This is a genomic window from Amycolatopsis sp. A133 (genome assembly GCF_031082405.1).
Classification (GTDB): domain Bacteria; phylum Actinomycetota; class Actinomycetes; order Mycobacteriales; family Pseudonocardiaceae; genus Amycolatopsis.
Window position 1 is genome coordinate 296,235 of record NZ_JAVHJU010000076.1, and the last position, 21,726, is coordinate 317,960.

Sequence of the window (21,726 nt, forward strand, 5' to 3'; positions counted from 1 at the left end):
CACGGTGGTCAGCATGAGTGAAGCGATCGACACCCGCGAGCTGCCCGCGGTGATCACCGGCTACCTGTCCGCCCACCAGGCCCGCGACCTGGACCGGGAGCTGGCGTACTACACCGAGGACGCCGTCGTCACCGACGAGGGCAAGACCCACCGCGGCAAGAAGGAGATCCGCGGCTGGCTCACCCGGGCCGCGAGCGAGTACACGTACACGACGACGCTCGTCGCGGCCCACCGAGTCGACGACGAGCACTACGTGGCGGTCCACCACCTCGAGGGCGACTTCCCCGGCGGGGTCGTCGACCTGCGGTTCCGGTTCACCCTGGCCGGGGATCGCATCACCGGGCTGGTGATCGAACCCTGATGCACGGCAACACGGTCGACGTTCGAAGCAGGCCGCACCGACGTCGGCTCCTCCCCTAGCGAAACCGGCGGGGGTTGAACGGCGCCAGCATCGGGTGCGGGGTGCCCGTGGTGATCTCGTACGTCAGCAGCTCGCCCGCGATCAGCGCGAGCGTGGCGCCGCTGTGGGTGAAGGCGAGGTACAGACCGCCGATCTCGTCCGTCCGGCCGAGGACGGGCTCGCCGTCGCCGGGGACCGGCTTCGGGCCGATCCCGTGATGGGCGGCCGTCAGGGGCGGATGGCCCGCCAGCAGCCGGGACGCCTCCCCCAGCAGCTCGGCCACGATTTCGGCGGGGACGTCGAAGCCGTCGCCGGTGGGCCGGATGCTCGCGGTGGTCCAGTCCGCGTCGACGGCGAGGCCGCCGTGCGGCGTCGGACGGAGGGAGACCCGTGGCGTGTTGAGGACGGCGCGCAGCGGCGTGTCCACCGGCGTGGTCGTCACCAGCAGGGAGACGGGCGTCGCGTCCGGGACCGGGACACCGAGCCGGGACGCCATCGCGGGTACGGCGGGTCCGGTCGCCAGCACGACCGATCGGGCCGGGTGCAGCTCGCCCGCGGCGGTGCGGACGCCGGCCACCGCGCCGTCCGCGGTCACCACCTCGGCGGGACCCGCGTTGGTCAGGATGTGCCCGCCGTGCCCGGCGAAGTCCTCGATCAGGAACACGGCGAGGCTGGGCAGGTCCACCCACCCCTCGCCGGGGTTCCAGACGGCGCCGGTCGGCGGGATCGCGCCCGGATCGACGCCGGGGACGGTCGCGGCGACCCGGCCGGGGTCGAGGAGGTGGCTTTCGTAGCCGTGGGCGAGTTCGTGCTCGTGCTGCTGCCGCAGTTCAGGTGCGCGGTCACCGGGGAGCCAGGCGAGGCCCCCGTCGAACCGCAACCAGTCCACGCTCGGCTGCCGGGCCGCGAGCGTGCGGTAGCGATCGATCCCGGCGATCCGCAGCCGGTGGTAATCCTCGCTGCGCGGGCCCGCGGAGTTCAGCCACGACAGCGAACGCCCGGAAGCGTTGCTCGTCAGCTCCCCCTCGGTGATCAACGTGACCGGGGCCCCGGCCCGGGCGAGGTGGCGGGCGGTGGAGATGCCGACGATGCCGCCGCCGACGACGACAACGGGAGCCTGGGTACTGCGCATCGGAAGAATGAGACCTTTCGGGAGGGTCGCGGTTTTCAGCGGCCGCGGTCGCGACCCTCCGCTCGAGTTCGCCCCTGACCGCCGCCGCCTTCCGGGCCCCGAGGGGATCACCGCCGGGACACGACCCGGCCGGCCGCGACCAGGAGCCTGCGAAGCTCGCGCCGGTCCTGTTCGCCGAGCTCGGCCAGGACGCGGTCCTCGGCCTCGGCCACCTCGGGGTCGAGGCGCGCGAGCACGGTCACGCCCTCGCGCGTCAGCGTGGCGGGCAACGACCTCCCGGACGGCACCGTGGCGGGTCGCGTCACCAGGCCGCGATCCTGCAGCTCGCGAACCACCTTGTTCATCGCCTGCGGCGACACGCGGGCCTCGCGGGCCAGCTGGGCGTTGGACTTCGGGGACTGCGACAGCATCCGCAGGCAGAGGTATTCCGGCGCCGCCAGCCGCGACGGCTCCAGCACGGTAGCGGCCACCTCGGCGCGCAAGGCCGCGGTGATCCGATGCAGCAGGTAGCCGAGCGGCTCGTCCCGAACACCTTCCATATCAACCATGTTGACATATATCAACTTGGTTGACACCCTGGGGTGCATGACGAACTCATCCGGCGACGCGTTGTTCGAATCCGCCTACCGTGGCCAGGCTCCCGAGATGGGGCCGGGTTTCCGGCCGCCGTGGAGCATCGGCGAACCGCAACCCGAGATCGCCGCGCTCATCAACGCGGGCGCATTCCACGGCGAGGTCCTCGACGCCGGCTGCGGCGAGGGCGCGACGTCGCTCCACCTCGCCGAGCGGGGCTTCACGACCGTCGGCCTGGACCAGTCGCCGACCGCGATCAGGCTCGCCCGCACGGAAGCCGCCCGCCGCGGCTTGGCCAACACCAGTTTCGCGGTCGCCGACATCAGCACGTTCACCGGCTACGACCGCCGTTTCGGCACCATCGTCGACAGCACCCTGTTCCACTCGATGCCGGTCGAACTGCGGCGGGGGTACCAGGAATCGATCGTGCGCGCCGCGTCACCCGGCGCGTCCTACTTCGTGCTGGTGTTCGACAGCGCGACCGTGCCCTCGGACAAAGTCAACCCGGTCTCCCCAGCGGAACTACGCGAAGTGGTGGGCGCACACTGGACGATCGACGAGATCCGGCCGGCCCGCATCCACGCCAACGTCCCCGAGAACTTCCCGGATTTCGCGGCCTTCGCCGGCAGCGACGTCCGAAACGAGGGCAACGGCCGCAAGTCGGCACCCGCCTGGCTGCTGTCGGCGCACCTGTCCTGACCGGGAGGTCGTGCCGGGCACCGTCACCCGGATCCCCCACGGCGTGACGCACCGTCGCCGGCCTCGCTCCGCGTGTTTCCGGGGCGGAACCGCGCGAGCACGCCGTGGCGCGGAGCGAACACCCAGCACACCAGGAACACCGCCGTGGTGACCAGCACGATCAGACCGCCGGCAGCGAGGTTGAGCGCGTAGGACAGGTACAACCCGGTCGCCGCCGAAACCATCCCGATCGCCGGGGCCAGCGCCATCATGATGCCGAGGCGGTCGGTCAGCAGCCGCGCGCAGGCGGCCGGGGTGATCAGCAGTGCGAGCACCAGGATGTTGCCCACCGCCTGCAGCGAGATCACGATCGCGACCGTCACCATCGTGTAGAGCGCGATGTCGAGCCGGAACACGCGGATGCCCAGCGCCCGCGCGGTTTCCCGGTCGAGGCTGACCGTGACGAGTTCCTTGTGCACGGCCGCCGCGGCGAGTAGCAGGACCGCGCCCGCGATCGCGACGACGCGGACGTCGCCGTCGCTGATACCGAGGATCTGGCCGAACAGGAACGACTCCAGCGAACCGGAATAGCCGGGCGCGCTGGAGAGGATCACGATGCCCAGGCCGAATGCGGCCGCGAAGAACACCCCGATCACGGTGTCCTCCTTGAGCCGTTTGTTCTGGGCGAACACCGCGACGCTCAACGCGGTCAGCAGCCCGGCGATCGCGCCGCCGATCGCCAGGTCGAACCGGAACACGAACGCGAGCGCGACGCCGGGGAACACCGAATGGGAGACGGCGTCGCCGATGAAGGCCATGCCGCGCAACACGACGTGGCTGCCGATCACGCCGCAGACCACGCCCGACATCATCGCGACGAGGAACGCGCGGCGCATGAACTCGTGTTCCCACGGCGCCAGGAGAAAGCCGGTGACGGCGGTCATCGGGTGATCCCCAGGGAGTGGATGAGCTGGTCGGACCGGGTGACGCCGAACGCGCGCAGCCACACTTCCGGGTCCCGCAGCCGCTCGGGTGGTCCGTCGGCGACGATGCTGCGGTTGAGCAGGCACAGCCGGTCGCACAGCGCCGCGGCGGCAGGCAGGTCGTGGGTGGTCATCAACACCGCGTCGCCCTCGTCCTTCAGGGCCCGGAACAGCCCGGTGAGCAGTTCCTGGGTGGGCACGTCGAGCCCGGTGAACGGCTCGTCCAGCAGCAGCAGCCGCGGCCGGACGGCCAGCGCGCGGGCGACGAGCACCCGCTGCCGCTGCCCGCCGGACAGCTCACCGATCGGGCGCCGGGCGAGGCCGGTCAGGTCCACCCGGCGCAGGGCGTCCCGGACCGCCTCCCGGTCGTCGCGGCCGGGACGGCGGAGGAAGCCGATGGCCGGCGCGCGGCCGGTCAGCACGGCCTTCTCCACCGAGATCGGGAAGTCCCAGGCGAACTCGTGGCGCTGCGGGACGTACCCGACCGTGCCGTCGAGCCGGATCGCCCCGGCCGCGGCCGGGAGCAGGCCGAGGACGGCGCGCAGCAGGGTGGTCTTGCCCGCACCGTTGGGCCCGATCAGACCGACCAGTTCACCGCCGGCCACGCTCAAGTCCACTTCGGACAGTGCGTCGCGGCCGCCCAGCCGGACGCTCAGCCCGGTGATCTCCAGCGCGGTCACGAGCCGCTCCGGCCGCGCCGCGCCTTCAGCGCGACCGCCAGTGCACCCGCGACGACCACCCCGCCCGCCAGGTACCACCAGCCGTGGTTCGCCGCGTCGTCTTCACGCGGAGCGACGACCGCCCGGGGCGCAGCCGGCGTCCCGGACGTCGGCGGGGGCAGGAACGCTCCGGCCGGGTCGCCGTCGCCGACGTGGATCCGGAGCTGCTGCCGGTCGCTCAAGGTCGTCCCGCCGGCCGCGGCGGTGCGCATCTCGACGTCCAGCGTGTAGCCGCCGGGCGCGGAGAAGGCCCAGTTCCCGTGGACGTGGGACGCCGCCTCGATCCCGGTTTCCTGCGGGAAGGGCCTGCCGCTGTCGAAGACCTCCTCGGGTTTGCCGAAGCTGCCGTTGAGGAACAGGGAAAACCGGCCCGGTCCGCCGACGGCGTGCAGCCGCCAGGTGACTTCGCGGGTGACCAGCGCGGCGATGGACGGATCCTGGGTGTTCCACCCCGGCCACAGCACCCCGGGCCGCTGGACTTGCGGCAGGAGCCAGACCGGCGCACCGGGGGCGCCGAGGAACGCGTACTCCGGTCCCGGCGGCACCGCCATCTTCGACGCCGAGCCGGCCTGCAGGACGACGTCGGACAGCGGCCGCCAGGTCGCCGGCCGGGTGGTGTCGTCGCGGAGCTGGATCGTCCAGGCGCCGCCGACCATCCGGGGGCCCATGTCGACGTGCCCGTCGGCGATGACCGTCGGCGCCGCAGCGGCGGCCGCGGCCGGTGCCGCGGCGAGCACGGCCGCGAGCACCAGTGCGGCGAGTTTCCCGGTCACGCGCCACCGCCGAGGCAGGTGCGCAGCTCGTCGGCGTTGTGCCGCATCATGGCCAGGTAGTCGCGCGCGTGCTCGTCGAAGGCGTCGCCGTAGAGCAGGCACACCTCGACGTGCTGGTCGGTCGCGACCTGGGTGAGGACCGTCGCGCGCTGGGCCAGGTTGGGTTCCATGAACACGGCCGGCACGTGCAGGTTGCGGATCGTCTCGGTGAGTTTGCGGACCTGTTCGGCGCTCGGTTCCGACGCCGGGTTCGGCACCACAAAACCGGCGACGGTCAGGTCGTAGGCCTTGGCGAGGTAGCCGAACGCGTCATGGGTGGTGATCAACTGGCGGCGGTCCTTCGGGATCCCGGCGATGCGCTGCCGGAGGTAGGTGTCCAGCTCGTCGAGCTGGACCGAGTAGGTGCGGGCGTTCTCGTCGTAGGTGGCCGCGCCCCGGGGGTCACGCTGTTTGAGGGTGTCGCGGATCAGCTGGACGTAGGCCTTGGCGTTGCGGGCGTCCTGCCACAGGTGCGGATCGATCTCGCCGTGGACGTGCTTGCCCAGCACCGCCTGGGGCAGCTGGTGGATCGAGGCATCCGGCCGGCCGAGGAAGGCGAACCGCGGGTCGCCGGGGACCGTTTCCAGCGCCCGGTTCGGCACGTCGACCACAACGTCGGCCGCGGGCACCGGGTGCTGCTGCCCGGTGCTCGCGTCGGTGTAGGCGTAGACGCCGCCGGTGTCGAGGTCGACGGCCAGGTCGGTGTGCCCGACCCCGATGATCGTGGACTTGCCGGGCACGGTGTGCGGGTCGACGCCGACGGCGAAGGTGAACGTGCCCTCGCCGATCGGCGCCGGGGCGGCCGCACCGGTCACCAGCTGCGCCGACAACGTCAGCCGGTAGACCCCGGGTGCGCTGAACGCCCAGTTCAGATGGGTGTGGGCGGCCGGTGGCAGGGTCGTCGTGTCCTTGGCGTCCAAGCCGTCGGCGGAGTCGAAGTAGACATCGGGCTGCCCGAGGGCCTCGGTCAGGTAGACCGCGACCGTGCCGGGCCCGTCGACCTTCGTCGCGGCCAGCCGGACATCGGAGGTGCGCGTCGCGCCCCGGGCCTTGCCCTCCCCGCGGACGGCGAGGCCGAGCCACGCGACGTCCAGCCCGATGTCCTCGACCAGCGGCAGGACCGTGGCGCCGTAGGTCTCGGCCGCTTCGGCCAGCGACACGTTCGGCGTGCCCGGGCGGGCGTTCGAGTCGATCGTCTTGATCAAGGCGTGCTCTTCGAGCAGCAGGTGGTTGGTGAACGTGACGTCGGCCTTCGCCACGTTCGCCGCGTCCCGGGGCGTCGGCTCGTAGGAGTGCGGATCGCCGCCCGGGGGGACGATCGAGGTGACCGACACGCGGTCGCCGCCGACGTTGCGCACCAGGTCGGCCAGGATCTCGGTGGTGGTGACCACCTGCAGTCCCCCGCCGGCCGCCGCGCCGGTCGAGCACGCGGTGGCCAGCACGCCCGCGGCCAGCAGCACCGGAAGCCGCATCACCGTTCACCGTCCACAAGCGACTTCCGGCGGCGGGCCACGAGCAGGCACACCGCACCACCGAGCAGCGCCAGCCCGGCCAGCGAAAGCGGGACGGCCACGGAGAACCCGGTCGACGCCAAACCGGCCGCGCGGGCGCGGGCGGCGACGTCACCGGCGCAGGTACCGGTGGGCGGGGTCGAGGTGGTGACCGGCAGCGCCTGCTTCGGGTCCACCGGCCCGACGGCGAAGGTCACCGTCTGCCGGTCGCTCGACTGGGCTCCGGAGGCGAGCTTCGCGGTGTGGGTGAAGGTGACGTGGTAGATGCCCGGCTTGGTGAAGGCCCAGTTGCCGTGGGCGTGCGTGCCGAGCCGGACGGCGTAGCTGTCCGGGACACCGTCGCCGCTGTCGAAAGCGAGCACCGGCTTGCCGAAGGGATCGAACTCGAACACCGCGAGCGCACCGGGACCGGTCACTTCGTCCAGCCGCCAGGTGACGTCTCCGCTGACCTCGGTGCTCTTGAGCTCCTCGGTGTTCCAGCCGAGCCACAGCACGCCGGCCTGCTGCGTCTGCGGGATCTGCCAGATCCGGTCGCCCGGCTTGCCGAGGAAGGCGAACTGCGTCCCGCCGGGCACGGTCGTGGCCGCCTTGTCGACGACGTGGAAGACGACACTGCCCGGTGCCCGCCAGGTCGCGGCGCCGTCCTTGACCTGCGAGACGAGCTTCCCGCCGACGAGCCGCACGGCGTAGTCGGCGTGGCCGTCGGCCAGCACGACCCCGGCGCTCGAGGTCACCGGACCGGCGGGCACACACGGCTTCGTCGTCGCGCCGGGTCCGGGACTGCCGCCGGACGGAGACGAGGGAGCAGCCGGCGGGGTGGTCGGCGGGGTGGTCGGCGGGGACGACGAGGCCGCTGTCGGTGCCACTGTCGGTGCCACTGTCGGTGCCGACGTGGGCGGTGGCGGCGTACCGTCGCCGGTCACGACGTGCTCGACCGCGGCCGAGCGCGCTTCGGTGAAGTCGGTCGAGTACCGCGGGACGAACCTTGCGGTGAGGGAATGAGTGCCGGAAGCCAGCGAGGTGGTGTCCATTGTGGCCTGTCCACCGGTGACGGCGGCGTGGCCGAGCAGGGTCGCTCCGTCGGCGAACTCCACCCAGCCGGATGCGTTCGCCGGGGTGACCGCGCCGGTCAGCCTGAGGTTCTCCCCCACGGCGGTGGTCGCCGGGGCCGCGGTGAGCGTGGTGGTCGTGGCGGCAGCCGGGATGTCGGCGGCCGACGTGCCGCCGACGTACCAGGTGTAGTCCACGAGCCCCGAACTCAGCCGGTGCCCGGCCGGGTCGGTCGCGGTGGCTTCGAACGTCACCGTGTACCGGCCGGGCGCGGTGAACGCCCAGTTCGCGTGGACGTGGCTGCCGACGGCCTGGCGCCAGGACCGGGGGCCCTCGTCACGGGAGCTGAACACCCGCAGCGGCAAGCCGAAGGAGTCGGTCTGGAACACCTCGAGCGCGCCCGGACCGGCGACGCCCGCGAGCCGGAGGTCGATCGTGTCCCCCGCGAACGTCCCGGTGGGCAGGCTTTCGGTGTCCCAGCCCGCGAACAGCAGCGAGAAGTCCTGGACCTGGGGCGCGACCCAGACCGGGGTGCCGGGGGCGCCGAGGAACGAGTACTCCGGGACGTCGGGAACGGCGATGCGGGAGACGTCGTTGTCCCGCAACTGGAAGAGCACGTCTTCGGGCGCGAAGTACTGGTGGGGTTCGGTGCCGACGCGGGTTCGCAGCGCCAGGCGCCCGTCGGTGTACTGCACGTCGACGGTGTCGGTGTGCACGTCGTTGAGCACCGTCCGCAAGCGGGCCGCCGGCGCCGGCCCGGCCTCGGCGTGCGCCGCCGGCGCCAGCAGCGGGAGCGACGCCGCCACGACGCACACGGCCAGCAACGTGCGCACCGGTCTTGACCTACCCAGCATGGATCTTGCCCCCATCAGCGTGAAAACACATGCGCGAACCCTGTCTTGTTAATGAATATCATTGTCGTTAATGTTCTGTCCAGTCCGTCCCCTCCCGCACCAAGGAGTTCTCGTGCGTCGTCGTCCTGCCCTGCTGGCCTGCAGCGCCGCCACCGCGGCCCTGTTCGCCGGGCTCGTCGCCACCCCGGCCCACGCCGCGTCCCCCGTCGTCCTCGACCACGGCCACGTCGACGCGGTCGACGTCGAATACGAAGACGGGGCTCTCGAACTGCACGTCCACGACGAGTCGGTCGAGCCGTCCGTCGAATACGACCCCCGTGAGGTGGTCCTCAAGGCGCTGCCCGGCGCCCGCACCACCGTCCCCGCCGACGCTTCGTACCGGTTCCTCGGCCCGGCAGGCGCCCCGGTCTCGATCCTCCCGCAGACCCAGGACCCGGACCTGCTCTGGCCCGGCTTCAGCACCGAAGAGCTGGCCACCGGTGTCTTCGCCGGCGACTCCCTCGAGGTCGCCCTCAAGTCCGTGCGCGGTCCCGGCACGGCGAGCGTGTTCACCACCGGCCCGTTCGGCGCGGCGACCGTTCTGCTCGACAGCAGCGACGGCCTGCCCGACGCCTTGACCTTGCCGGCGGGGCTGCACGAGCACGTCGGCTGGGGCTTCACCAAGCCCGGCGTCTACCAGCTGACCTTCCAGGTCAGCGCGAAGCTCACCACCGGCGCGAAGGTGTCCTCGGCCCCGGCCGTGCTCACCTTCTGCATCGACTGATCCCGCCCGACCCCGAAGGAGGCACTGCCATGCGCTCGAAAACCCGTTCCCTGGCCGTCGCGGCCCTCGCCGCCGCGCTGACCCTCGGCACCGCCCTGCCCGCCGGCGCGGCGACGACGGTGCTCACCACCGGGCACGTCGACGTCCTCGACGTCGACTACACCGCCGGCGCCCTCACCGTGCAGCTGCTCGACGGCACCGGGAGCCCGAGCGTGAGACGGGCGCCGTCCACTGTGGAACTGGACGTGCTCGCCGCCGCGAAGACGACGGTCCCGAACAACTCCGCCTACGGTTTCCTCGGCACACCCGGCTCGACGGTGTGGATCCTGCCGCAGACGCAGAACGCGAACCTGCTGTGGCCGGGCTGGAACAGCACCGACGTTCCCGCCGGCACCTTCCAGGGCAACACGCTGACGATGAGCTTGCTCGGCGTCAGCGGCGGGAACCTCAGCGTCTACACGCAGTCGCTGGGCACGCCGACGGTGCTGTACAACAGCGGCGACGGGCTGCCCGACGCAAAACCGCTGACGACCGGCGGGCACACGCACGCCAACTGGGCGTTCAGCGCCGCCGGCACCTACACGGTGACCTTCCGCGTCAGCGGGACACTGGCGGCCACGGGCGCGACCGTCTCGGCGGACGCGACTTACACCTTCAAGGTCCTGCCCTGAGCCGTGGCCGGGCGTGCCGGCTCGGCCTCGGCACGCCCGGCCCTCGCGGTCACCGGCCGGCCGCGCCGCGCACGCGGTCGATCCGGTCGAGGAGGTCGCGGGCACCGGCGTGGCCGGGGTGCCGGGCGGCGGCCGCGGCGAGTGGGGACATCCGCTGCCTCGTCCGCTCGGACCGGAGCCCGGCGGCGACCTCGATCGCCTCCGCGCCGATCCGGGCGGCTTCGTCGAGGTCGCCGGCCAGCGCGTGCCCGGTGGCGAGCCAGATCTGCGTCAGGGACCGGCTCCGCGTCATCGCCGGCCCGTACCCGTTGACGGCGACGGTGAGCGCGTCGATCGCCGGGCCGGCGAACCGGACGTCCGAGCTCTGGGTCAGTTCGACGTGCACGGTCCCGATCATCGCCGCCAGATCCGTTTCGCCGAAGAACGCCGACCACGGTGCCGAAGCCGGTCCGGCGGCGGCGAACTCGTCCCTGGCCGCGTGGAGCAGGGCCAGCGCCGCTGTCGCGTCACCGCGTTTTGCCCGCGCCCACGCCAGGTTGGCCGACAGGATCGCCCGGGCGAGCAGGGAGCTGTCCCGGCAGGCCGCCTGCCCGCGTTCGAACTGGTCCGCCGCCTCTTCGACGGCACCGTGGTGGAGGTACAGCCGGCCGATCCGGTAGCGGACGTTGGCCACCAGCTCGTCGTTGCCGGCGAGCCCGGCCAGTTCCAGCGCCCGCCGGAAAGCCGCGAGCGCCGCCTTCGGCTTGCCCTCGTCGAAACTCGCCCAACCGGACAGGTTGTGCAGGTCGGCGACTGCGGTGCACAACCGGGACACCACCTTCTCCGGCACGGCACCGAGCAACATCAGCTCCGCGTAGGACAGCAGCACCTGCACGGCGTGGCGGCACGATCCGCCGCCGTACCGGTAGTCCACGGCCCGGAACGCCCGGGTGGCGGCCTCGAGCCTGCCGACGTCGGCCGCGCCGATCCGGACGCCGCGCGGATGTCCGGCCGGTGGCGGGACGACCACGGCCGCCTGCTCACTCTCCACCGGGCGCGGCCGCGTGCTTCGCCGGGGTCTTCGCACCGCTCAGCACACCGGCCGCGGAGAGCACGACCCCCGTCGCGGTCTCCGCGATCCTGGTGGCGGCGAGGAAGCCGGCCAGGGCCACGGCACTGCCCAGCCCGGGTTCGCCGCTGTGCGCGGCCTCTCGCCCCCGATCCCCCGGCCCCGGGAGCCGCGGCTCCCGGGCGCTCATCCCGCGCTCTTCGCCGGCCGGCCGGCGCCCGAACGCCCATTGCAGGCGCACACCCATGATGCGTCCTCCCGAAATCCTCCGAAGGATCGTGCACCGCCGGGGTCCGGGACGAGACACATTCTCACGGAAAGGCCAGCGAGCGCGCACAGAGGGTTGTTCCGCTGAACGGTTGAATTGAAACCGTTGCCCCACAACGATTACGACACGCGCCCGGTTCTTGCACGTGCGCATGCAGAACCGTGTCCGGGCGCCCGTGGTCCGGGTCTTCGTCGTCGTCCTCCGCCGGCGTGGACGGCGGCCGGGCGTCGATGATGTCCATCGCCCGCACCAGCTTCGGCGGCGTGTGCGGAGCCGCGCAGAACGGCCGGACCACCACCCAGGTGGTGCCGGTGTGCTCGTCACGCAGAGTGGGTCCCGCGATCGTGCCGATCCGTTCCTGTCCCGCCCGCGGTCCGGCCCCGCCGAAAGCGGTCCGCTCCCGCCTGCCGCGGCAGGCGGACCTGCCAGCCCGCCGGGTAACCGCCGCCGTGCCTCGACGGCCAGGTCCGTTCCGCGCCGGATCCGGTGCCTTCGCCCATGTCGCCACCCCGTTCAGCCGGGTTCGGGACCGGCACCCCGGCCTGAGCTCGGCCGGATTCGCCGGCCGGGCGGGTGATCTTCCCCGCGAGCGTCCGTTGTGGACACACGGAAGGGCGCGGCCCGCCGTCGGGGACCCGGCGGGGCTCGATGCCGATCACGTCCCGGTCCGGCACCCAGACCGTGGGGCCGTCGCCGAGCGAGGCGAGCGGATGGATTCGAGGCCGGTGCACGCGTCCCGCACGGGCGGGCCGAGGACCACCCCGGCCGCGCAACCGCCGAACGGCGGACCGGGCGTCCGGCGGCGCCGGTAGGTGAGGACCCAGCCCACCGGGTACTCGTCACGGAGATCGTCCAGCGGTGGTTCCACGGCACACCCCGGTTCGGTCGGTGGACGGGCACTCGCCGGGGTCCGGGGCGGGATATCCCACCGTACGCGGCGGTCTCGCGGACCGGCAGCACTGACCGGGTGGTTCGGCCGGCGGGGTGGGCCCGGGCCGCGACGTCGGCGGTAACCGGGACCCGGCCCCGGACCTCGGCGTTCACGATCCCGGCCGCGCACCGCGATCCTGCGGGCGGTCCTGCCGGATCAGCACGAGTGCGGGGTCGAGTTCCCGCGCCGCGAGCGCTCGGGCGACTTCGCCGAGCATGAGGCTGTTGCTGCGGGCGTAGCCGCGCAACACGGCGAAGGCGTCGTCCATGCTGAGCCGGCCGGTCACCGCGAGGACACCCTTCGCCTGCTCGATCGTCACCCGGCTGTTCAGGGCCGTCTGCAGCTGCTCGGACATCGTCTCCCCGTGGCGGATCGCCCGCTCCTGGAGGATGCCGATCGTCGCCGTGTCGGCCAGCCCCTGCGCCAGGTGGACGTCGTCGGGGCGGAGCTCACCGGACCGGGTGCCGAACAGGTTGAGCGCGCCGATGATCTGCTTGCGCAACCGCATCGGCAGCGCGTGCACCGACGCGAACCCCTGCCGGGACGCCTCCGCCGCGAACCGCGGCCACCGCGGGGCGTCCGCGGTGACGTCCGCGACCAGGACCGGGGCCCGGGTCGCGAAGCACTCCACGCACGGGCCTTCGTCGATGCCGAGCTGGAAGAGTTCCAGCAGGCGGGCCTGCTCGCTGGAGGACGCGAGCACCTGCAGGCTCCCCCGCTCGTCGGCCAGCGTCAGGCCGGCCGCGGCGACGTCGAGCAGCTCCACGCAGCGCAGCACCAGCGTGTGCAGGAGGTCGGCGACGTCGTAGTCGTCGACGAGGGTGTCGGCCAGCGCGACGAACGTCCGGGTCACCTGTTGTTCACGGTCGGCCATCGCCACCATCTCCTGGTTGCTCGTCGGAAGTCTTCATGGTGGTCCTCACCAGGCCCCCCGGTCCAATTCGAGCCGGCCGGCGACGAGGTCGGCGGCGACGTCCCGCAACGCGCGGTCGTGCCCGAAGGCGTACGCGCGCAGCCGGGCCAGCGCCTCCGCCGCCGGCACGTCCAGGTGCGCGATCAGCATCCCGGTGGCCTGGTGCACCACGCGGTGCCGCATCCCGGCCCCCTCCATCCACCGCCCGTCCCCGTCGAGCCACCGGTCTCCGCCGAGCAGCCCGGACAGGGCCAGCGCGGCGATGTCCGCCACCTGCAGGGCGATCGCCAGCTCGTCGCCGGCGAGGGAGCCCGGGGTCGCCCGGTAGGTGTCCAGGGTCGCCACCCGCACCACCCCGATCTGCAGCGGGAAGGTGAACAACGCCGCCACCGGGTACTCGGCGGCTTGCGCCGCGAACACCGGCCAAGCGGTGGTGAGCCTGGCGCCGAGATCGGCGACCAGGACCGGACCGCCGTGGGCGAAAGCCTCGAAGCACGGTCCTTCCCCGAGGGCGAACTGCAGTTCGGCCAGCGCCGCGCTCACCGCGTCACTGGTGTAGACGGCTTCCCGGTGTCCGGCGTCGGCCATCACCGACACCGCGGCGCCGTCGACCGGGAGCAACCGCACGCACGCACGGCACACCCGGCCGACCACGTCGACCCCGCTGCCGGACGGACCGCCGGCGAGCTCGGCCAGCACGCTCTCCCGCAGTACCTCGATCTCAGCCACCGGCCACCCGCCCCTGCATCCTGGTCTCCTCCGAGCCGGTGCCCTCACAGCACACCGGCTCGGGAACAGCAGGTCCGGATCAGCTCCGCCACGGCGGGTGCGTTTCCCGCACCCTACCGCGCGAGGTCGTCACGTGCGGTTCCGTTCACCGCGCCGCGGCGGGGCTACCATGGAGAGTCCGGCCGCACAGCCGACACCGGCGGAGAACCGATGACCACTGAGACGTCGCGACACTTCAGCTGTCCCTGCCCGTACCCGCGCCGATGAGGCGCGCCACGCCACGACCGGTCGAAGAGACCGGGTTCGACCTCACCCGCGACCAGCGCTACCACGGTGCCCGCGTGGTGGCCTCGGCGGCGATCGACGCGGACGACTGCGCGTTGCTGCTCGCCGTTCTCGGGCTCGAACCCGCCGACGGCATCACGGATCCGCCTCCACCCGCCCCTCCCGGACACCCAGTCGGGTGAGCACCGCGGGGCCGGAGAGTCCGAAGTAGACGGATGGCCTACGGCAGGGCGGGCAGCAGGGCGTCGAGGGTGATCGGCAGTTCCCGCACCCGCACCCCGGTCGCGTGGTACACCGCGTTCGCGACCGCCGCCGCGGTGCCGACGATGCCGATCTCGCCGATGCCCTTGGTGCCCATGGGGTTGACGTGCGGGTCGTGCTCGTCGAGCCAGTCCGCGCGCAGGTCGCCCACGTCGGCGTTGGTGGCGATGTGGTACTCGGCCAGGTCGTGGTTGACCACGTGCCCGGTGCGGGGGTCCATGACGCTGCCCTCGAACAACGCCATCGACAGCCCCATCGTCATCCCGCCGAGGAACTGGGAGCGGGCGGTCACCGGGTTGACGATCCGGCCGGCCGCGAACGTTCCGTACAGCCGCGGGACGCGGATCTCGCCGGTGTCGGCGTCGACCCGCACCTCGGCGAACTGCGCGCCGAACGCGTACATCGAATAGTGCTCCTCGGCCGGGTTTTCCGGCGTGTCCGCGCTCGCTTCGGCGCCTTCGGCCGGATCGGTGCCGAACTTGTCGCGGAACGCCTGCGCGGCCGCGATCACCGCCGTTCCCCACGAGGCGGTGCCGGACGAGCCACCGGCCACGGTCGCGTTCGGGTAGCCGGTGTCGCCGATGCGGGCCTCGACGTCCGGCGCGGGCACGCCGAGCGCGTCGGCGGCGATCTGCGGCAGGATCGTCCAGGCCCCGGTGCCGAGGTCGGCGGCGCCGATCTCCACGACGTACCGGCCGTCTTCGAACCGGATCAGCGCCGTGGACCCGGGTGACCGCTGCGCCGGGTACACCGACGCGGCGACCCCGGTTCCGGTGAGCCACCGGCCGTCCCGGCGGACGCCGGGCCGCGGGTCCCGCTCCGCCCAGCCGAAGCGCTCGGCCCCGGTGCGCAGGCAGGCGATCAGGTTGCGGCTGGAGAACGGCTTCCCGTTCTCGGGATCGCGATCCGGCTCGTTGCGCACCCGCAGCTCGATCGGGTCGATTCCGAGCGCCACGGCGAGCTCGTCCATCGCGACCTCGGGGCCGAACATCCCCGGGCACTCCCCCGGTGCCCGCATCCACGACGGCACCGGCACGTCCAGCGCGGCGAGCCGGTGGCTGGTGGCCCGGTTCGGCACCGCGTACATCATCCGCGCGGGCACCGCGGTCTGCTCGGCGTACTCCTTGATCCGCGACGTCTGCTCGACGACGTCGACCCGCAGCGCGCGCAGCCGCCCGTCGCGGTCCGCGCCGAGCCGGACGCGCTGGATCGTCGGCGTGCGGTACCCGGCCAGGGCGAACATCTGCTGCCGGGTCAGCGCGAGCTTCACCGCGCGGCCCGGCACCGCACGGGCGGCCAGTGCGGCGAGCACGACGTTCGCGTGCGGTGTGCCCTTCGAGCCGAAGCCGCCGCCGACGTAGGGGCAGCGGACCCGGATCTTCTCCTCGGGCAGCCCGAACACCTCGGCGAGGGCCGAGCGCACCGAGTGGACGCCCTGGGTGGAGTCCCAGAGGGAGAGCACCCCGTTGTCCCACAACGCGGTCGTCGCGTGCGGCTCCAGCGGGTTGTTGTGCTGCATCGCCGTCGTGTACGTCTCCCCGACGGTCACCTCCGCCCGCTCGAGCTCGGCGTCGGCGTCACCCTGCGCGGTGTCGGTCGGGAAGTCCGGGTTCACCGAATCCGGCGCGTACAGGTCGGCGCGATCGGCGCTGAGCTCGACGTCGTGCGGCTCGGCGTCGTACTCGACCGTGACCAGCTCCGCGGCGTGGCGGGCCGTCTCCGGGGTCTCGGCCAGCACCAGTGCGACCACGTGGCCGCGGAAGGGCACGTCACGGTCCTGCAGCACGGCGAGTTCGGCGTCGTCGGTGCCGGCCAGCCGCTCGGCGGTGAACGGCGTGATCACCTGCACGACGCCGTCGACGGTTTCGGCGGCCACGGTGGCGATCCGGCGGCAGCGCCCGCGGGCGATCGTGGCCTGCACCGGGTGGCAGTACAGCGGCCGGTCGGCCGGCGCTTCGAAGGCGTACGGCGCGGTGCCGGTGACCTTGGCCGGGCCGTCGCGGCGGGTGGCCGCGGTCCCGATGGCGTGGGGTTCGAGCAGCTCGGTCACCGGTTCGGCTCCTCGGTCGTCAGGTCGCGCAAGACCGCAACCAGGGTGCGGCGGGCGAGCGGGATCTTGAAGGCGTTCCCGCCGTCGACGCCCTCGAGCGCACGGGCACCGGCCAGCTCGGCGTCCGCGGCGGCCCGGAACACGTCTTCGCCCGGCCGGGCGCCGCGCAACACGGCTTCCGCTTCGGTGGCCCGCCAGGGTTTGTGGGCCACGCCGCCGAGCGCGACGCGGACATCGCCGATCTTGCCGTCCGCCAGCGACACGCCGGCGGCGACCGAAACCAGCGCGAACGCGTACGACGCCCGGTCCCGCACCTTGCGGTAGGCCGACCGCCGCGACCACGGCCCGGCGGGCAGCGTGAAGCCGGTGATCAGCTCGCCGTGCTCGAGCACCGTGTCGCGCTCAGGGGTGTCGCCGGGCAGCCGGTGCAGGTCTTCGAAGGCGATTTCGCGCTCACCGCCGGTCCCGGCGACGTGCACCCGCGCATCGAGGGCCGCCAGCGCGACCGCCATGTCCGACGGGTGGGTGGCCACGCACGCCTCGGACGCGCCGAGGATCGCGTGCTGGCGCGTGGCCCCGCCGATGGCGGAGCACCCCGAACCGGGAGCGCGCTTGCTGCACGGCGTCGTCACGTCCTGGAAGTACAGGCACCGGGTGCGCTGCAACGGGTTACCGCCGGCCGTGGCCATGTTGCGCAGCTGGGCCGACGCACCGGACAGCAGCGCTTCGGCCAGGACGGGGTAGCGTTCGCGGACCGCGGTGTTCGCCGCCAGGTCGCTGTTGCGCACTCCGGCGCCGAAGAACAGCGTGCCGTCTTCGTCCTCGCGGATTTCCCCCGACGTCACGCCGGTGACGTCGACGACCCGGTCCGGCCGGGCCACGCCCAGCTTGAGGTGGTCGACGAGGTTCGTGCCGCCGCCCAGGAACACCGCGTCCGGCTCCGCGGCCACGGCGCCCACGGCCTCGGCCACGGTGGCGGGCTTGGCGAAAGCGAAGGTCTTCATCGCGACTCCCGGACGGCGGCGACGATCCCGGCGTAGGCCCCGCAGCGGCAGAGGTTTCCGCTCATCCGTTCGGCGATCTCCTCGTCGGACCACCGCGGGGCAGCACTGACCGGCGAGGTGACGTGGCTCGGGGCACCGTCGGCGAACTCGGCCAGCAGCCCGGCCGCCGAGCAGATCTGCCCCGGCGTGCAGTACCCGCACTGGAAGGCGTCGTGGTCGAGGAAGGCCTGCTGGACGGGGTGCAGTTCCCCGTCGGCGGCCAGCCCGGAAGCGGTCGTGACCTCCGCGCCGTCGCAGGTCACGGCCAGGGTCAGGCAGGCGAGCACGCGGCGGCCGCCGAGCAGCACCGTGCACGCGCCGCACTGGCCGTGGTCACACCCCTTCTTCGCGCCCGTCAAGCCCAGCTGGTCGCGGATCAGGTCGAGCAGGGTGCGCCGCGGGTCCACCGCCAGCCGGTGCTCGGTGCCGTCGATCAGTACCCCGATCGTGTGATCCGTGTCAGCGTCTTCGGTCGTCGCCATCGGGTCTGCCCCCTCTCCGGGTGATCGCTGGGGCGTACCCGCTCGAGCCGGCCCGAAACCGGCGGCGGTGCGATGTCGTGATCGGCCGTTTGGCGGAGCCTCCGACGGGCTACCCGGCGTACGCCCCCGGGTGAAAGTTCGGAGGCATCGGCGTCCCTGCCGGTCAAGCAGCGGCCGGTGGGGACGCCCGGCTCAGGAGCGCGCCCGACAAGCACATCCCGACGGCGACCGCGATCATCGTGACCACCCCACGCGGCCAGAAGATGTGACTGTCCAGGAAGGACACGCTCGCCGTCAGGAGCAGCACCGCCCCCGGCGCCGCCCTCCACCAGCCCGCGCGGACGACGACCGCGGCGACGATCAGGACATTGGCGGCCAGGAAGCAGGCCGAACCGAGGTGACCGAGCCGGTCGCCGGCCGCGAACACGGCCCCGACGACCGGCGTGGCGCCGTGCTGGGCGTGCACCACGGTGCCCGCGGCGATCCCCGCGACGGCGTCGAGACCGCCGTAGAAGGCGGCAAAACCGAACGCGGCCAGCCGCCCGGGCCACCGAAGCCAGCGTGGCGCCGAGGTCAGCAGAAGCCACTGCGCCACGGCCGGCAGGGGGAAGACCAGGAGCAGGACCACGTGCAACGAGGCCCACCACGCCGCGGTGGCCGCGTCGAGCCGGGCGGGGTGCACCACGCCGATCCCGGCGAGCAGCAGTCCCGGTACGGCGAAGAAGGCACCGCGCAGCCATCGCGATTCGAGCACCGGGCGACCCTAGCCGGGGCCGGCCGGAGATCGAGCGGATCGGTCGATTAGGAAATCCTTACGCGGGAGTTCAGCGGTCCGGGACCACCGCGTTCACGCGAAGACGAAGTAGCGCAGCCAGAGGTAGGGCGCGGCCACCAGCACGGTGATCACGGTGATGACGGCGCCCTTCTTCGTGAATTCCCAGAAGGTGATGGGTGATCCGGAGCGGGCGGCGATGCCGAGCATGACGACGTTGGCGCTGGCGCCGACGGCGGTCATGTTGCCGCCGAAGTCGGCGCCGATCGCCAGTGCCCACCACAGTGCTTCGGAGTGCGCCGGGTCCGGGATGTCGTTGGTCAGCGCCAAGACGAGCGGGCTCATCGTCGCCACGTACGGGATGTTGTCGATGACACCGGACAACAGGGCCGAGACACCGAGGATCAGCATGACCGCGAGGAGGGCGTTGCCGCCGGTGGCGTCGGCGGCCAGCCGGGCGAGCGTCCCGATGACACCCGTCTTGACCAAAGCGCCGATCATGATGAACAGCCCGGCGAAGAACAGCAGCGTCTCCCACTCCACGCCGGCGAGGTACTGCTTCGGCTCCGTTCCCGAGAGCAGCACGAGAACACCGGCACCGAGCAGCGCCACGACCGACGGCTCGATGTGGATCACCGAATGCAGCACGAACCCGGCGAACACCGCCAGCAGCACGACACCGCATTGGATCAGCAGTTTCGGTTTCCGGATCGCTTCCCGCTCGTTGAGCGCCATCACATCGGCGACCCGGGCCGGGTCGACGGTGAAGGAGCCGCGGAACAACCGGGGCAGCACGAGGGTGAACACGACGAGCTCGATCGCGACGATCGGCGTCAGGTTGATCAGGAAGTCGTTGAACGTCAGCCCGGCGCGGCTGCCGATGATGATGTTCGGCGGGTCGCCGATCAACGTCGCCGTGCCGCCGATGTTGGAGGCGAGCACCTCCGCGATGAGGAACGGCGCCGGTTTGATGTCCAGGCGGTCGCAGACCAGCAGCGTCACCGGGGCGATCAGGAGGACCGTCGTCACGTTGTCCAGGAACGCCGAGGCGACCGCGGTGATCAGCGACAGCAGGATCATCACCCGCAGCGGGGATCCCTTGGCCCGTTTCGCCGCCCAGATCGCGACGAACTCGAAGACACCGGTCCGCCGCAGGATCCCGACGATGATCATCATACCGAGCAGCAGGAAGACGACGTTCCAGTCGATGCCGGTGTCTTCGGAGAAGAACGCGTCGTCCGCGCCGCTGATCCCGAGGGCCAGCACCACCCCGGCACCGGCCAGCGCGGCGACCATCTTCGGGATCTTCTCGGTGGCGATGAAGAGGTAGGCGACCACGAACACCGTGACCGCGATCGCGGTGCTCATGCCGCCACCGCCGCGATGGTCAGTGCGGCATCAACGCCAGCTCCAGCAACCGGGACGCGGAAATGACCCCGATCAACGTCCGGTCCTCCATGACCGCGACCAGCGGGCAACGCAGCCGGGCCATCACCGCGGCGACCTCGACGATCGTGTCGTCGGCGTTCACCCGCGGCAGTTCGGAGGTCTCCTCCGGCAGCAGCGACCGCACGGACTTGCCACCCAGCTTGTCCGCGACCCGGTCGGCCATCGACTCGTCGAGCACCCCCGCCAGCGACGGGTCGTCGCGCACGTAACTGGGCACCAGGAACCGCACCACCTGCGACGCGGGCAGCACCGACTGCGGGCAACCCGACTTGTCCGTCACGACCAGCCCGGGCAACCGTCGCTCGGCCAGCAGCCGGGCGGCCTCCAGCGCGTCGGAGTCCAGCTCCACGACCGGGTATTCCTCGGCCATCTCGACGGCGTGCATCGTCCCAGCGTACGACGTCCCAACCGGCTACACCGGACGGCGAGATGAGCGCCATCGGACTCCCACGGGTCGGTCCAACCGCCCGCCGCCCGGGCCGGGCGCGGGCAGGCCGACCAGACTTCCCGGCACTCCTCGCGTAAAGATGCCGCAAGTGCGGCCCCGGGGCAAATCGGCCGCCCTCCCGGCGGGCCGTCCCCGCCGAGCGGTCAGCCGGCCACCACGGCCACCAGGGACACCACCTCGTCGAGGTCGGCGGGGGTGGTCAGGTGGCCGACGCCCGGAAGGACCCGGACGTCGAGGTCCATGGTCCGGCGCACCACCGGCACGAGCCGGCGGGGCGGCAGGAACCGGTCGTGCTCGCCCACGCCCACGACACAGGGCCGTTCGGCGCTCCGCGCCGGTATTTCGGGCGGCAGTGGCGGCGGCGCCAGCGTCGTGCGGCACCAGCGGGCCAGCAACACCATCCACGCCACCTCGGTTTCCGGTGGCGGCACGCCGGGCGCGACGAACAACCGCAGCATCCCGCGAGTGTGTCCGGGCGTCGGCCGCAGCAGCCACACCGCCGACGCCACGGCCAGCTGCGGGTCGACGCTCAGCCGGATGAACCCGGCGGGCGAGAGCAACGCCCGGGCGGCGATCCGGGGCGAGCGGGCCGCCAGGGCCACCGCGGCGCCCAGCGAGTTGCCGAGCACCACGACACCGTCGGCACCCATCGCCGCGAGGGTCTCGTCCAGCACCCGGGCGTACCAGCCCGGCTTCGCCCGGCGTGGCCGGCGCGGATCGCTGAGCCCCGGCTGCCCCGGCAGATCCACCACCGTCGTGCCCCAGCGGGCCGGCAACGCCCGCAGCCACGGCAAACCACCGCGGCATTGAAGCCCGTCCCGGGCACCACGACCACCCGCGCCGGCCCGGCGCCGGCGGAGGTGAGGTGCACCGGGCCCGCGCCGGTGGCCAAAGTGGTGGT

Annotated in this window: 24 protein-coding genes; 5 read left to right on the forward strand and 19 right to left on the reverse strand. The window is 72.5% G+C overall.

Annotation, left to right across the window (positions count from 1 at the left end; genetic code table 11):
- The first annotated feature begins 13 nt into the window (after positions 1-13).
- Positions 14-361, forward strand: coding sequence for a nuclear transport factor 2 family protein (locus Q5425_RS44960; RefSeq protein WP_308678589.1), 348 nt, complete (start codon positions 14-16; stop codon positions 359-361).
- Positions 362-416: 55 nt separating this feature from the next.
- Here Q5425_RS44960 and Q5425_RS44965 read toward each other — a convergent pair whose 3' ends face one another.
- Both Q5425_RS44965 and Q5425_RS44970 read right to left on the reverse strand, forming a co-directional pair.
- Positions 417-1,532, reverse strand: a complete 1,116-nt coding sequence (locus Q5425_RS44965) for an FAD-binding oxidoreductase (RefSeq protein WP_308678590.1) — start codon at positions 1,530-1,532, stop codon at positions 417-419.
- A gap of 107 nt (positions 1,533-1,639) precedes the next feature.
- Positions 1,640-2,071, reverse strand: coding sequence for a MarR family transcriptional regulator (locus Q5425_RS44970; protein WP_308678591.1), 432 nt, complete (start codon positions 2,069-2,071; stop codon positions 1,640-1,642).
- 46 nt (positions 2,072-2,117) lie between these two features.
- Here Q5425_RS44970 and Q5425_RS44975 point away from each other — a divergent pair, with 46 nt between their 5' ends.
- Complete coding sequence (locus Q5425_RS44975) at positions 2,118-2,804, forward strand: class I SAM-dependent methyltransferase (RefSeq protein WP_308678592.1); 687 nt, start codon at positions 2,118-2,120, stop codon at positions 2,802-2,804.
- Between the two features lie 23 nt (positions 2,805-2,827).
- Here the strand turns inward: Q5425_RS44975 and Q5425_RS44980 are convergent, their stop codons facing one another.
- The 5 genes from Q5425_RS44980 to Q5425_RS45000 are packed head-to-tail and all read right to left on the reverse strand — an operon-like array spanning position 2,828 to position 8,691.
- Positions 2,828-3,727, reverse strand: a complete 900-nt coding sequence (locus Q5425_RS44980; RefSeq protein WP_308678593.1) for an anchored repeat-type ABC transporter permease subunit — start codon at positions 3,725-3,727, stop codon at positions 2,828-2,830.
- Positions 3,724-4,446, reverse strand: a complete 723-nt coding sequence (locus Q5425_RS44985; protein ID WP_308678594.1) for an anchored repeat-type ABC transporter ATP-binding subunit — start codon at positions 4,444-4,446, stop codon at positions 3,724-3,726. Before Q5425_RS44985 ends, Q5425_RS44980 begins: the two co-directional genes overlap by 4 nt.
- Positions 4,443-5,258 carry a TIGR03773 family transporter-associated surface protein gene (locus Q5425_RS44990; protein WP_308678595.1) on the reverse strand — a complete coding sequence of 272 codons (816 nt, stop codon included), beginning with the start codon at positions 5,256-5,258 and terminating at the stop codon, positions 4,443-4,445. The genes Q5425_RS44985 and Q5425_RS44990 overlap by 4 nt, the downstream gene beginning before the upstream one ends.
- Positions 5,255-6,769, reverse strand: a complete 1,515-nt coding sequence (locus Q5425_RS44995; protein WP_308678596.1) for an anchored repeat ABC transporter, substrate-binding protein — start codon at positions 6,767-6,769, stop codon at positions 5,255-5,257. The genes Q5425_RS44990 and Q5425_RS44995 overlap by 4 nt, the downstream gene beginning before the upstream one ends.
- Complete coding sequence (locus Q5425_RS45000) at positions 6,769-8,691, reverse strand: TIGR03773 family transporter-associated surface protein (protein WP_308678597.1); 1,923 nt, start codon at positions 8,689-8,691, stop codon at positions 6,769-6,771. The genes Q5425_RS44995 and Q5425_RS45000 overlap by 1 nt, the downstream gene beginning before the upstream one ends.
- A 133-nt stretch (positions 8,692-8,824) precedes the next feature.
- Between Q5425_RS45000 and Q5425_RS45005 the strand changes: the two genes are divergently transcribed.
- Both Q5425_RS45005 and Q5425_RS45010 read left to right on the forward strand, forming a co-directional pair.
- Positions 8,825-9,475: a choice-of-anchor M domain-containing protein gene (locus Q5425_RS45005; protein ID WP_308678598.1), complete on the forward strand. Its 651-nt coding sequence runs from the start codon at positions 8,825-8,827 to the stop codon at positions 9,473-9,475.
- Positions 9,476-9,504: 29 nt separating this feature from the next.
- A complete protein-coding gene (locus Q5425_RS45010) occupies positions 9,505-10,146 on the forward strand; it encodes a choice-of-anchor M domain-containing protein (protein ID WP_308678599.1) in 642 nt (213 codons plus the stop codon).
- Between the two features lie 49 nt (positions 10,147-10,195).
- Here Q5425_RS45010 and Q5425_RS45015 read toward each other — a convergent pair whose 3' ends face one another.
- The 5 genes from Q5425_RS45015 to Q5425_RS45035 form a co-directional block, all read right to left on the reverse strand.
- Positions 10,196-11,176, reverse strand: coding sequence for a hypothetical protein (locus tag Q5425_RS45015; protein ID WP_308678600.1), 981 nt, complete (start codon positions 11,174-11,176; stop codon positions 10,196-10,198).
- Complete coding sequence (locus tag Q5425_RS45020) at positions 11,166-11,441, reverse strand: hypothetical protein (RefSeq protein WP_308678601.1); 276 nt, start codon at positions 11,439-11,441, stop codon at positions 11,166-11,168. The genes Q5425_RS45015 and Q5425_RS45020 overlap by 11 nt, the downstream gene beginning before the upstream one ends.
- A gap of 64 nt (positions 11,442-11,505) precedes the next feature.
- Positions 11,506-11,703: a hypothetical protein gene (locus tag Q5425_RS45025; RefSeq protein ID WP_308678602.1), complete on the reverse strand. Its 198-nt coding sequence runs from the start codon at positions 11,701-11,703 to the stop codon at positions 11,506-11,508.
- A gap of 799 nt (positions 11,704-12,502) precedes the next feature.
- On the reverse strand, positions 12,503-13,267 hold the full coding sequence (locus Q5425_RS45030) for a GAF and ANTAR domain-containing protein (RefSeq protein ID WP_308678603.1): 765 nt from the start codon (positions 13,265-13,267) through the stop codon (positions 12,503-12,505).
- Between the two features lie 45 nt (positions 13,268-13,312).
- On the reverse strand, positions 13,313-14,035 hold the full coding sequence (locus tag Q5425_RS45035; protein WP_308678604.1) for a GAF domain-containing protein: 723 nt from the start codon (positions 14,033-14,035) through the stop codon (positions 13,313-13,315).
- Between the two features lie 263 nt (positions 14,036-14,298).
- Between Q5425_RS45035 and Q5425_RS45040 the strand changes: the two genes are divergently transcribed.
- Entirely contained in the window at positions 14,299-14,502 is a 204-nt protein-coding gene (locus Q5425_RS45040; protein WP_308678605.1) for a hypothetical protein, read from the forward strand.
- Between the two features lie 38 nt (positions 14,503-14,540).
- Here the strand turns inward: Q5425_RS45040 and Q5425_RS45045 are convergent, their stop codons facing one another.
- The 7 genes from Q5425_RS45045 to Q5425_RS45075 all read right to left on the reverse strand — a co-directional run bounded on the left by Q5425_RS45045 (position 14,541) and on the right by Q5425_RS45075 (position 21,619).
- Complete coding sequence (locus Q5425_RS45045) at positions 14,541-16,631, reverse strand: xanthine dehydrogenase family protein molybdopterin-binding subunit (RefSeq protein WP_308678606.1); 2,091 nt, start codon at positions 16,629-16,631, stop codon at positions 14,541-14,543.
- Complete coding sequence (locus Q5425_RS45050; protein ID WP_308678607.1) at positions 16,628-17,635, reverse strand: xanthine dehydrogenase family protein subunit M; 1,008 nt, start codon at positions 17,633-17,635, stop codon at positions 16,628-16,630. The genes Q5425_RS45045 and Q5425_RS45050 overlap by 4 nt, the downstream gene beginning before the upstream one ends.
- Entirely contained in the window at positions 17,632-18,156 is a 525-nt protein-coding gene (locus tag Q5425_RS45055) for a 2Fe-2S iron-sulfur cluster-binding protein (RefSeq protein ID WP_308678608.1), read from the reverse strand. The genes Q5425_RS45050 and Q5425_RS45055 overlap by 4 nt, the downstream gene beginning before the upstream one ends.
- A gap of 163 nt (positions 18,157-18,319) precedes the next feature.
- On the reverse strand, positions 18,320-18,910 hold the full coding sequence (locus tag Q5425_RS45060) for a hypothetical protein (RefSeq protein WP_308678609.1): 591 nt from the start codon (positions 18,908-18,910) through the stop codon (positions 18,320-18,322).
- Between the two features lie 93 nt (positions 18,911-19,003).
- On the reverse strand, positions 19,004-20,296 hold the full coding sequence (locus Q5425_RS45065) for an ArsB/NhaD family transporter (RefSeq protein ID WP_308678610.1): 1,293 nt from the start codon (positions 20,294-20,296) through the stop codon (positions 19,004-19,006).
- A gap of 19 nt (positions 20,297-20,315) precedes the next feature.
- On the reverse strand, positions 20,316-20,762 hold the full coding sequence (locus Q5425_RS45070) for a CBS domain-containing protein (RefSeq protein ID WP_308678611.1): 447 nt from the start codon (positions 20,760-20,762) through the stop codon (positions 20,316-20,318).
- Between the two features lie 206 nt (positions 20,763-20,968).
- Positions 20,969-21,619: an alpha/beta hydrolase gene (locus Q5425_RS45075; protein WP_308678612.1), complete on the reverse strand. Its 651-nt coding sequence runs from the start codon at positions 21,617-21,619 to the stop codon at positions 20,969-20,971.
- Positions 21,620-21,726: the final 107 nt, after the last annotated feature.